This is a genomic window from Pseudobacter sp., from assembly GCF_051955275.1.
Taxonomy (GTDB): Bacteria; Bacteroidota; Bacteroidia; order Chitinophagales; family Chitinophagaceae; genus Pseudobacter.
In genome coordinates, this window is record NZ_JBQCGW010000162.1 from 1 (window position 1) to 12,403 (window position 12,403).

Sequence of the window (12,403 nt, forward strand, 5' to 3'; positions counted from 1 at the left end):
AGAAACTTGCCGACGAAGGACTCAACACCAATTGGATGGCAAAACCATTACGTGAGGGGATAGGCCATAAACATAACCTCGCTATCGATCTTAGCGGCCCAACCCTCAGTCTCTTTGCCGATCTGACATACAGAGAAGTAAACGGAGTGATGAAAGGATCCCAAAGAAAAAACATCTCGGGGAATATCACTAGTGCTTATCGTGTAAAGAAATTCCTTTTCAGGAATATTATGAGTGTAAATAAGAACAATAACACCGAATCTCCCTTCGGTAAGTTCTCAGAATACTCAAGAATGAATCCTTACTGGAAAGCAATCGATGAAGATGGCTCCATTCCTTTCTATGCAGAACGAACCACTGTTGACGCCAGGTATACCAACCCTCTTTATAATTCCACAATTAATACAAGAAACACTACTGAATATTTCAACTTCACAGATAACTTCTACTTTGAGTGGAATATCAGGAATGGCCTGAAAGCAATCACCAGGCTGGGCGTGGATATCAAGAACAGCAGCGCTGACGAATTCTATCCCGCTGCACATACCATGTTCGATAACTATAGCGGGGACTCTGCCATGTTACGCAGAGGCCAGTACCAGATCAACAATGGTAAAGGAACACGCATGAACGGAGACTTCAACCTGCAATACACTAAATCTTATGGACCACATACCTTTTTTGGTAATGCAGGGTTCAATATGAATGAGGAGAAGTATAGCGAATTATATCATGTTGTGGAAGGTTTTACCAGTGACCGTATGGAGAATGTGATGCTCGGAAGGCAATACCTGCTTGATTCCAGACCTCAGGGTTTTGAAATGATCAGTCGTGATCTTGGTTTCCTTGGTTCATTTTCCTACACCTACGATAACCGTTATTTCACAGACCTTACCCTTCGCTCCAGCGCATCTTCACAGTTTGGCGCAGATAAACGCTGGGCTACTTTCTGGAGTGCAGGTCTGGGATGGAATCTTCATAATGAAGACTTCTTCATGCATAGCCTTCCATTCTTCACTCAGTTCAAACTGCGTGGCTCTGTAGGTTCTACCGGTAACCCGAATTTTGCAACCAACGCATCTGTAGCAACCTATGAATATTACAGGGATAGGATGTATCAGAACTTCCCAGGTTCCTACCTCATGAATATGCCGAACCCCGGGCTTCAGTGGGAAACAAAAATGGACTATAATGCTGGCGTTGACCTGTCGATCAAAAACAGGTTGAACGTGCGTTTTGATGTTTACCAGTCTTTCACGGAGAACCTGGTTACAAAAATGTCGCTTCCCACATCCACCGGTTTCGGTAATGTGGCGGAAAATCTCGGCCGCGTAAAAAACAGCGGTATCGAGATCAATGCCAACTATATGGTGTGGCAGCGTGGCAATAATTTCTTCAGCATCAATGGTAGCCTGGAAACCAATAAGAACAAGATCGTAGCACTTTCCGATGCCATGAAGGATTTCAATAACAGGATGGATGCAGAAGCAGCCAAAAGAACCACTAACGTGCCGGTAAAGAGATACATCGACGGTATGTCCATGAATACTATCTGGGCCGTGCCTTCTCTTGGAATCGATCCATCTACAGGAAGAGAAATATATGTAAAAAGAGATGGCAGTACTACTTATCAGTGGGATGCAGCCGATATGATACCCGCAGGTAATTCCCTTCCGGAATTCACCGGCATCTTCGGTATCAGCGGTGAATACAATGGCTTTGGGTTCAATGTTACAGGCCGCTACCTGGGTGGTGGACAATTATACAACCAGACGCTGGTTGACAAAGTGGAAAATGTGGACATGCTTTACAATGTTGACAAGCGCGTGATCACCGGTCGCTGGCTTACTCCCGGCCAACCTGCTCTGTTCAAACGTCTAGGTCAGTATACCTATACTGATGAAAATGGTAATCTTATTACTGCCATGGAAAAAACCAGGGCTACCACACGTTTTGTACAGGACAGGAATGAATGGGCAATCGGCGCTGTGAGTGTATACTACCAGTTCAATGATCAATTGGTTAAACGTTGGGGAATGCAACGTATGCGCATAGGTGCGAATATGAACGAGATCGCTACCATCTCCACCATCAGGATTGAACGCGGAACTGATTATCCTTTCGCAAGAACTCTTTCAATTTCTTTATCTGCCACCTTTTAATTTTCAGAATCATGTGGAAACATTTTAAATATATAGCATTAATTGCCCTCCTGGCTACTGCTGCGCCATCCTGCAAAAAATGGCTGGATGTTACACCGGGCAACCAGGTGAGAGCAGAAGATCAATTTGCTTCGGAAGCGGGGTTCAGGGATGCATTGATGGGCGTTTACATCAGTATGACTGAAAAAGATTCTTACGGTCAGAATCTTACCTGGGGAGCCACTGACTATCTCGCACAACCTTATAAAGCGCTCGATAACCAGGCTCTGTTCTATGACTTTCAGGGATACAGGTACAAATCAGTGATGGGTACCCTGATTAATGAAGCAATCTGGAAAGCGAATTACAACACTATCGCAAATGTGAACAGCATGCTCCAGAATATGGAGAAGAAGAAAGGAGAAATTCGCTCCATAAGCTACTCCATCATGAAAGGAGAACTGCTTGGATTACGTGCTTTCCTTCACTTTGATCTCATGCGTCTCTACGGCAGAAGTAATCTAGCCGGCGCTCCTGAAATGCTTGGAAAGCCAGCGATACCATATGTAACTGAGTTTTCCAAACAGGTTACTGAACAACGGAATTATACTGAAACCTTCGCTTTACTGGAGAAGGACCTGAATGACGCATTGGCTTTGCTTAAAGAAGATCCCATCTTTAAAAACGCCAGTCGCCCAGCCGATTATTATGACGAGGTGAACCGTACCGGATTCTTTAATGACAGAGCCAAACGCATGAATTATTATGCAGTACGCGCCTTACAGGCAAGGATACTGCTATGGGAAGGCAATGCAACAAAGATTGCTGAAGCCGGAACGGTTGCAGAAGATGTGATTGCAAACTCAGGCATTCAACTCAGCAGATACGATGTTATCCCAAAGAATGTGATCCTGAAGGGTGAACATCTGTTTGCCCTGAACATTGAACGTTTCTATGATATCGTAAATCCGTTCCTGCCGGTTGGAATCACTACCACAGTGAATTCAGTTATGATTTCTCAGGACAATATGTTCTCCATTTATGAAAACAACAGCGGTATCGGTCTTTCTGATTTCCGCCAGCAGGAATGGTTCCATGATTGGGGAAATCCAGACAGGTCACGTATTCCTAAAAAAATATGGCAGAATATCAATGATGTAAATAACAGGAATATCATGCCATTGATAAGGCTTGCTGAGATGTATTATATAGCTGCTGAAGCAAAGCTTACTACCAATCTGCCTGGTGCCATTGAGCTGATCAATACAGTCAGAAGAAGCAGAGGCATCATTCAGGATATTCCAGCTAATGCAGACCTGGCAACAGCTACAAGCGAACTCACCAAAGAATATCGTAAAGATTTTATTCAGGAAGGACAGCTTTTCTATTATTACAAAAGAAAAGGGTTTACTACTTTCCCCGGTTTACCAACCACCACACCAGGTAATGATGGCATTTATATGTTGCCTTACCCAGACAGTGAAATGGAATTTGGAAACAGGGCTCAATGATCACATTCAAAAAATGATCTTACATGAATAAACTTATCACCATCGCTATCCTTGCATTGATTGTGGCAAGCTGCGAAAAAAAGGAGATCACTGCTTTTAAAGCTGAAGAAGCCGTGAATTTTATCGATACAAACGTGGTTGCGTATGAATATTCATTCCTCGGCAACCCTTCATCAGAATATATTTTTGAATTACCGGTTCGGATAATCGGCAATAGTGCTGATCATGACAGAACCTTTAAGGCAGAAGCTGTCAAAGACTCCGCTACCAATGCGCCGGACAATCTCTATGAGATCCTTGGTGGAACGGTTAAAGCAGGAGAATTTCGTGGCATGCTCCGGGTAAAACTGAAGAATGCGCCACAACTCGCCACCTCTAAAGTAAGCCTGCGTGTGAGACTGATCAGCTCTGAAGATTTCAATATGGGTAACAGGGAAAGCAGCACCTTCATTGTACGTTGGACAGAACAGGTTGTTGTTCCGTCCTGGAGCTTTTACCGTTATTACTTCACAACTGCCGGAAGCACTTTGGCTTATAAACTGATTGTACAGACTACAGGCCTGAGATCACTAACCAGTGCTGAGCATAGAACCCTCACCGCAACAGCCGTTCAGGCTATGGGTACCGTATTCGGAGATTATGTAAAACAATGGAACCTGGATCACCCTAACAACAAATTAAAACATGATGACGGCACCCTGGCCGGTCAGGAAATTGCCCCCATTTATTACACCCGTTCTAAATACGACTAAGTATGAAAAGATATACAATACCTGCTGTTGTGTTATTGATGTTATCCGCACTTATCTGGAGCGGATGCAGAAAAGACGATAGCTCTCTGGCAGTGAACAAAATCCCGGGAGTCACGTTCGATACAACCGGCCAGTCTGCTTTCAGCGTTTACCAGTTCAATAACCTGGTGGTTAAACCAAAGATCAATATCGATGGCATTGACGAAAAAGATCTGACCTACTCATGGAAAATGAACCTTGCATGGAATGATACAACCATGACTGAATTGGGTAATTCCCGCGATCTGGATGCAGAGATCCGTTTTCCTCCAACTGATATCGGCAGGGAAAAGAAGCTGGTTTACACCATCACTGATACAAAGTATAATCTGAAGTATTTCATGGTCTGGCAGGTTACCGTGCTGAATAATATCGGTATGGGCCTCGTGATCGCCGAAACGGACGGACAGGGCAATAGCGATCTCAGTCATATAATGAGCCCGGAAGTGACGCTTAGCTATACCGGAGAAAGTGTTAAGCATAATATATTCTCATCCATCAATAACAAAACTATTGCTGGAGATATAAAACGCCTCAAATACACCCCGATCTCTGGTGGTAACGCCATGATCGCTCTTACCAATAACAGTGTGCACCGCATCAGCACACTTAATTATACGTCTGCAGGTATGAATGCTGACCTGTTCTTTGCGCCCGTTACAGTCAATCAGGTTCAGAATATTTATGACTCCTATCAGAATGATATATTGATCGTTAATGGACAGGTATATGCTACATGGATGTCTATCAACAGAAAATGGGGTACACCGTTGGATAACAAATTCGTTTATCCTGAAATCACCGCCATAAACGGTTTCAGCGGAAACCAGGGTGGAGGATATACACCACTTAATGCTGTTAACTTCTATTCTGAAGATCTTGGATATTTCGTGTACATGAGTACCTTCAGTCAGTTCGGAGACAGAAATCCTTACCGTCATCCTGTTCAGGCAGGGCAGGCTTTTAATGCCAATGACATGGCGGGCAAAACAAATCTTGCCGCCGGTATTACCGTTGACCGCGGCTTCCTGCACATCCTGAAAGACAAAACCAGTGGTGCAGTTGGGTTTTATCTTTTCAACGGCGGCTCAGAAGATGCCGGAGGCGTTCATCCTCCATTACCACTTTCATACTTTGATCTCAGTGCAGCACCAGGCATTCAGCAAGCCACTAAGTTTGCTATCCTCGATGACCAGCGTGTGTTTTACTACGCAAGTGGAAACAAAGTATATGCTGTGATGTATGGCGGCGCAACCCCGATCATTGAAGAAAGATTTGCTGCTCCTGCCGGAGAACAGATAACTACAGTCGATGTATACAGACATCCCGGTTATCCTTTACTCGACAGCTATATTGCAACCAATAATAAACTCCTTATCGTAAGCACATACAATACAGAAGGAAAAGTTTACTTATTCCCAATGAAGAACCCAGGACTTGGCACATTGGATGTAGCCAATGCCAAAAGCTTCAACGGATTCGGTAAAATAACAGCCGTAGGCCCACAACTCTGATAATTCCTTACCAATAAAAACTAAATTCATAGTACCGGGGACTTCCTCCCCGGTACTTCCTTCCAGAAGCTCTCAGCCTCTAAACAGAATGATGACCATGAATACAAGACACCTGATTTTATTCGGCTGCCTCTTCCTGAGCGGTACCATCTCCGCACAGGCGCAAAGCAAAAAAGAAAAAGCCCGTATCCAGAAAGAAAAGGAGGCACGCGATAAAGCTGTTAAAGACAGCCTCGCAAAGATCACCCCTTATCAGAAACTCCTCGCCAACCCGCAGAAACAGGCCAAAGGCCTCATGAACCTCTATTACATCAAATCAAAACTCTACCTGGAAATTCCCATGGCGCTGATGGAAAAAAACTTCCTCCTCGCCAGCACCATCTCTGAGATCAGCGATAACTACGATGGAATAGTCGGCTCCAAACCCACACCCATGCAAGTACAGTTCTCCCTGCAGGACTCCACCGTGCTGTTACGCAAAACGGAAGTGAACACCATCGCTCCGGCAACCGATAATAATATCCGCCAGGCACTCGACCGCAACAGCATTGCAGCCATCATCAAGCTTTTCCCTGTACAGGCTTTCAACGCTGACAGGTCCGCCGCCGTGATCGATATCACCGACTTTTTCATCAGCGATAACAAAGACCTTTCTCCCTTCAATATATTCAGCATCTACGGAGCATTCGGTTATAAAAGCACACCCAGCTTCAAACGCGACCGCTCTTATCTCACCGATATCAAATCATTCGGAGACAACGTAATGATCAAGAGCTCGCTCTCGTACGAAACCTCCCTCAGCGACGGTAAACGCACCGTTGCCAAAGACAGGCCTTTCACCGCCCTGATGACCCGCACCTTCCTGCTGCTGCCCGATATGCCCGCCAGGCCCAGGATCGCGGACGAGCGCATCGGCATCTTCACCACCAAAAAAGGACTGATCACTGAAGCCGGCAACAAAATGGACGTCCTCTATTTTGCCAACCGCTTCAAACTGGAACCAAAAGATCCTGCCGCCTTCGCAAAAGGCCAACCTACCGAACCAGTAAAGCCCATCATCTTTTATATCGATACTGATTTCCCCGCCAGTTGGAAACCCGCTATCAAAGCAGCAGTGAACGACTGGCAGGTCACCTTCGAAAAGATCGGTTTCAAAAATGCTATCATGGCCATGGACTATCCAACCAACGACAGCACTTTCGATCCCGATAACCTCAAGTTCAACTGCATCCGCTATTCACCCACACCCGTTGCCAACGCCATGGGACCAAGCTGGGTGGATCCCCGCTCCGGCGAGATCATCAACGCTTCCGTATACGTTTTCCATGATGTGGTGAAACTCCTCAATAACTGGATCTTTGTACAGACTGCAGCGGTAGACAAAGACGTACGCAAAGTAACACTGCCTGAGTCCTACAAACTGGCCGGCCTGCAATACGTACTCCGTCACGAGATCGGGCACTGCCTGGGCTTCATGCACAATATGGGCGCATCCGCCACCATCCCGGTAGACTCACTGCGTTCTCCTTCTTTCACACAGCAGTTCGGCACCACGTATTCCATCATGGACTATGCCCGTTTCAACTACGTGGCACAACCCGGCGATAAAGAACGAGGCGTAAAACTGACGCCTCCGCAGTTCGGCATCTACGATTATTATCTCGTAGACTTCAACTACCGGTATTTCAACAACACCGTAAGTCCTGAAGCAGAACGTGCAGAACTGGATAAACTGGTGTCTTCAAAAATGGGCGATCCCCGCTACCGCTACGGAGCACAGGGGATGGACATCGATCCCCGTTCACAAACGGAAGACCTCGGTGATGATGCCATGAAAGCTTCTCAATACGGTATCAAGAACCTGAAGCTGATCATGAAAGAGCTCAATAACTGGGTAGGAGCGGAAGACAAGGACTTTGCCTACAGGCAGCAGATCTGGAATAATATCCTCTCTCAGTATGTTCGCTACGTGAACCATGTACTGAACAATGTAGGCGGTATCTACGTGAACGAAAAACATGCAGGAGACCCTGTTGTTTTGTATCAGTCCGTTCCCCGCGCCAAACAACAGCAGGCACTGAACTTCCTGCTGGATGAGCTGAAAACACTCGACTGGCTGGAAGACCGACAGGTGCTGGAAAACTTCACACTGATTGGAACACCCACCACTGTACTCCGTTCACAGATCATGGAAGCATTGCTGTCAACCCCGTTGACAGTACACCTCTCTGCCATCCGTTCTACAGAGAAAAACCCGCTCACTTCCAAAGAAGTGATGAAGCAACTCTATGATTACACCTGGAGCAAAACAAAACAGAATAAAGCGCTGACCAATGCCGAAAAGGATGTTCAGAAATCCTATGTAAAAGTGATGCTGACGCAATCCAAACTGGCGCCAGCCGCCAAAAGCAGTGCAGCCATCACTGATGGCGCCACCAACGCCATTAGCATCCAGCTGCCCGGTATGCCATTGACAGATCTTATGGGTTGTTCCCATCCTGAACACCAGGTACAGCCAGGTGTTGCCACAGCATTTGCCGGCGCCTTCGGAGGATTTTCCGTGAATTTCCACAGAGCCCCCGAACTGGAAAGCCAGTATTATATGCAACTGGTGCAATGCAGGCAGTTACTGAGCACCGCTGTTGCTGCTACGGCCGATAAAGAGACCGCCATGCATTACCGTTTATTATTACACCAGATCGATAAAGCCCTTAAATAACATACCCATGATGAGGATCAGCAAGAGCGTAATACTGGCGATGGGGCTTGTTACCACCGGCCCCGCACTGCTGGCGCAGCAGTCACCCGCTGCCCCCAAAGCAGATAATAACTATACCAATCTCTTCAAGAATAAGAACGTGACCACGGTCAGGGGAATGATGACCGTGCATAAAGTGGACGGCAAGCTCTACATGGAATTTCCTGTGAACCTGCTCGGCAGGCATATGCTGCTTGGTTCCGTAGCCGACGCTGTAAGCCATTCCGATGACGCGGCAGCAGGGGAGCAGGCCCATGATCCGCTCTGCATCAACTTTGTAATGCTCGACTCCACTATTCACGTGCGCAGAAGTGTGTTCAATGCAAGAACTACCGGCGATGCAGATTTGCAGACAGCCCTCGACAAGAACAATGTAAGCCCCATCATGGCCAGCTTTAAAATACTGGCCACTTCACCCGGCAACCAGGCCGTAGTGATCGATGCGACTCCATTATTTGTAAATGGCAGTGAAGAAATGGACCCCTTCATGCCGGTAGGAGGCTTATCCACCAGGCGGGCATCTTATAAAAGCGAGCTCAGCCTGCTGGCTGATATGAAAGCCTATTCAGACAATATCTCTGTAAGTTCTTACATGAGTTATGGCATCACCAGTACCTTCTTTGGGTTTGTAACGGCGGAAGACAGGCCCAGCACCGTACTGGTAAAGCGCACGCTCATGTTACTACCGGAGAAGGTTATGCGCCCACGACTGAATGATCCGAGGATCGGTATTTTCTACACCGAACATATGCAGTATTCCGCTGCAGAAGATGGTGCAAAGAAAGTTTACTTCGCCAACCGCTGGAGGCTGGAACCTAAGGATGAAGCGGCTTTCAAAAAAGGACAACTCTCCGAGCCGGTAAATCCCATCGTTTTTTATGTAGACGATAAATTTCCCGCGCACTGGATCCCCGCGATCCGCAAAGGAGTGGAGGACTGGAACAAAGCCTTCGAACAGATCGGCTTCAAAAATGCAGTGGTAACGAAAATGTACCCGCAGAACGATTCCACTTTCGATCCGAACAATATCAAATTCAACTGTCTCAAATACGCGCCCACCGGCACTCAGAATGCCATGGGCCCCAGCTGGGTGGACCCGCGCAGCGGAGAGATCCTGAACGCGTCCGTGTATGTATACCACGGCATCGCCGATGTGCTGCAGGACTGGATGTTCATTCAGATGGCCGCAGCTGATAAACGCGTAAGGCAGATGAACCTGCCACAGGAACTGTTCGAACAGGGAATGCGTTATGTAATAGCACACGAGATAGGTCATACCCTCGGCCTGATGCACAATATGGGCGCCTCTTCCGCCATCCCGGTGGATTCACTGAGATCGCCTTCTTTCACACAGCAATACGGCACCACGCCAAGTATCATGGACTATGCCCGTTTCAACTTCGTGGCGCAGCCCGGAGACCTGGAAAAAGGCGTGCGCATGACGCCTCCGCAACTGGGCGTGTATGATATGTATGCCATCAAATGGCTCTACACGCCATTGCCTGATGTGGCAACAGCTGAAGCGGAAGTACCCGTGCTGCAATCCTGGATCAGCGAAAAGATCAAGGATCCCATGTACCGTTACAGCAAACAACAGATCTATGGCATCCTGGATCCCAATGCGCAAACGGAAGACCTGGGTGATGACCAGGTGAAAGCCACCCGTTATGCCATGAAGAACCTGGCCTTTATCATGAAGAATCTGAACAGCTGGGTGGACAAGGAAGACAAGGATTATGCATTCCGCAAAAAGACCAACTTCGCTATCATCAATATTCATTTCTACTGGTACCTGATGCATGTGATCAATAATATCGGCGGCATCTACCAGTACGAAAAATATGAAGGCGATCCGTTCCCTGCCTGGAAAGCCGTTCCCCGTGAGGTGCAGAAAGGCTCCATGAAATTCATCCTGGAGACCTTTGAGGACCTCGACTGGATGAACAACCCCGAGCTGGAGCAACATATCGGAGGCATGAATGGCGATGCCGGGAATTATATGCGCAGCGTACTCTTCCCTTATGTGATGCGCTGGGTGGCCAATATCGGGCTGAGCGAAGCAAAAGCTGACAGCAATCCCTATACGAGATCAGAATGTGTGAAGGATGTTTTCGATTTTGTATGGGCCGATGTTTTGTCCGGCAGGAAAGTGAGCGCCGCCAAGCTCAATATGCAGACATCCCTGGTGAACCTCCTGATCACCAATGCGAAAGTAAAAGATGCTCCTGCCGGTGGCGCCGCTGCCTTCCAGGCAACGGAAGACCCGCTCCTGAAGGAGATCGCTAAACTGGAAATGCAGGCAGCATCCGCCAGTCCGCTTCACGGCGCTGCTACTTTATATGCCAAAGAAGTGAGTGGATTTGAATTCATGCCACGCGTGAAATTCATGGCCACCGATATGACCCATATCTATTATCAATGGTTACTGGAAAGCAAAGAGATCCTGCAACGTGTGGTAAAAGCACAGAGCGGTGACAATAAATTACAATACGAATACCTGTTATTACAGATCAATAAAGCATTGAAAATTTCTTAGATGCAGGCCCAGGAAGGATTACGGCAGGCATCTGTTTGGTAAGGCCCCGATTATTCCCAACCCGTAAAAAGCAGGCTGTCAATTACAGCTTGCTTTTTTTTTTCAATAAATGGCTGTGATGGTACTCTTGCCCATAAAATCAAATTCGTCTCCCAGCTTTTTCTTCATCAATTGCTGCGCAAGGGGAGATACGGGAGACAAAAAAACAACCTGCTCTCCATTTACCAGCTGCTTACCCAATCCGGCGGCAATAAAAAAATCAGCTTTGGACGACTGCACAAAAGCACCCGGAGCGGGTGTATTGTAAATGGAATTTATATTGATGGCCCGAAGAGCGTTCAGGTCCTGTTGATGCGCCAGCAACTGCCTGGCATGCATGTCTTTTTCCAGGTGGCTCATGGCGCGGGAGGTTTCGTATTTATCGCCAGCGGAACTTTTCTCCTCCTGGTTGGCAGCCGCCTGGGCGTCGTCCATCGCCTTGCTGCTACTCGCAATGCGTTGAATAATAACCTGCTCACAGAATTGTTTGAGCATCTGTTTATGGGCTGATCTGTCTTCCATAATTCTGTCCGGGTCTGGTTTTTGAAGCGTACTTTGAATGGTACCCGGGCAAATATCAAACTTATTTCGGGGTATTGGCGCTCCCTGAAATATTCAGCTTGCTCTTTTTTTATATAACTTGCGGGCGATGAGAACCTACGAAGATTCATACAGGCACAAAGGATTACGTAAGCAATTGGTTGAATTATTGCGGGCAAAAGGCATTACAGATGAGCGCGTGCTGACGGCGATCAATAATATCCCCCGGCACTATTTTCTCGACTCGGCATTTGATAAGGTAGCGTATGACGACAGGGCTTTTCCCATCGAAGCAGACCAGACCATTTCCCAACCTTACACCGTAGCCTACCAGACCCAGTTGCTGGACCTGCGAAGTTTTGAAAAAGTACTGGAGATCGGTACGGGCAGCGGTTATCAGAGCATGGTACTGGCAGAGATGCAGGCACAGGTTTTCACCATCGAAAGACAAAAGAAACTGTTTGATGTACACAAGAAATTTGAACTGCGGAAGAAATATCCCGGTATCAAATATTTCTATGGAGATGGCTATGAAGGACTACCCACCTATGGGCCCTTCGATAAAGTGATCAT

The 12,403-nt window shown here is 47.0% G+C and carries 7 protein-coding genes and 1 pseudogene; 7 read left to right on the top strand and 1 reads right to left on the bottom strand.

The annotated features are described in order from the left end of the window. The 6 genes and pseudogenes from ACTHMC_RS13805 to ACTHMC_RS13830 form a co-directional block, all read left to right on the top strand. A pseudogene (locus tag ACTHMC_RS13805) lies at positions 1-2,162 on the top strand (hypothetical protein); the annotation flags it as partial. Between the two features lie 11 nt (positions 2,163-2,173). Beyond that, positions 2,174-3,652, top strand: coding sequence for a RagB/SusD family nutrient uptake outer membrane protein (locus tag ACTHMC_RS13810; RefSeq protein ID WP_440413830.1), 1,479 nt, complete (start codon positions 2,174-2,176; stop codon positions 3,650-3,652). Between the two features lie 23 nt (positions 3,653-3,675). Next, a complete protein-coding gene (locus tag ACTHMC_RS13815; RefSeq protein WP_440413831.1) occupies positions 3,676-4,404 on the top strand; it encodes a DUF4843 domain-containing protein in 729 nt (242 codons plus the stop codon). 2 nt (positions 4,405-4,406) lie between these two features. After that, positions 4,407-5,957, top strand: coding sequence for a hypothetical protein (locus ACTHMC_RS13820; RefSeq protein ID WP_440413832.1), 1,551 nt, complete (start codon positions 4,407-4,409; stop codon positions 5,955-5,957). A 97-nt stretch (positions 5,958-6,054) separates the two neighbouring features. Beyond that, the gene (locus tag ACTHMC_RS13825; protein ID WP_440413834.1) at positions 6,055-8,676 is read left to right on the top strand and encodes a zinc-dependent metalloprotease; all 2,622 of its coding nucleotides are present in this window, start codon (positions 6,055-6,057) and stop codon (positions 8,674-8,676) included. 7 nt (positions 8,677-8,683) lie between these two features. Continuing rightward, positions 8,684-11,251, top strand: coding sequence for a zinc-dependent metalloprotease (locus ACTHMC_RS13830; protein WP_440413835.1), 2,568 nt, complete (start codon positions 8,684-8,686; stop codon positions 11,249-11,251). 102 nt (positions 11,252-11,353) lie between these two features. On the opposite strand, the gene ACTHMC_RS13835 is transcribed toward ACTHMC_RS13830, so the two are convergent. Further along, positions 11,354-11,812, bottom strand: coding sequence for a hypothetical protein (locus ACTHMC_RS13835; RefSeq protein WP_440413837.1), 459 nt, complete (start codon positions 11,810-11,812; stop codon positions 11,354-11,356). Between the two features lie 127 nt (positions 11,813-11,939). Between ACTHMC_RS13835 and ACTHMC_RS13840 the strand changes: the two genes are divergently transcribed. Then, on the top strand, positions 11,940-12,403 hold a 464-nt coding region (locus ACTHMC_RS13840; protein ID WP_440413839.1), incomplete at its 3' end, for a protein-L-isoaspartate O-methyltransferase family protein.

What these genes read in the sequence shown, in the direction of transcription:
- ACTHMC_RS13815 (WP_440413831.1), top strand. Translation starts at nt 3,676, where the DNA reads ATGAATAAACTTATCACCATCGCTATCCTTGCATTGATTGTGGCAAGC.
- ACTHMC_RS13825 (WP_440413834.1), top strand. Translation starts at nt 6,055, where the DNA reads ATGAATACAAGACACCTGATTTTATTCGGCTGCCTCTTCCTGAGCGGT.
- ACTHMC_RS13820 (WP_440413832.1), top strand. Translation starts at nt 4,407, where the DNA reads ATGAAAAGATATACAATACCTGCTGTTGTGTTATTGATGTTATCCGCA.
- ACTHMC_RS13810 (WP_440413830.1), top strand. Translation starts at nt 2,174, where the DNA reads ATGTGGAAACATTTTAAATATATAGCATTAATTGCCCTCCTGGCTACT.
- ACTHMC_RS13835 (WP_440413837.1), bottom strand. Translation starts at nt 11,812, where the DNA reads ATGGAAGACAGATCAGCCCATAAACAGATGCTCAAACAATTCTGTGAG.
- ACTHMC_RS13830 (WP_440413835.1), top strand. Translation starts at nt 8,684, where the DNA reads ATGATGAGGATCAGCAAGAGCGTAATACTGGCGATGGGGCTTGTTACC.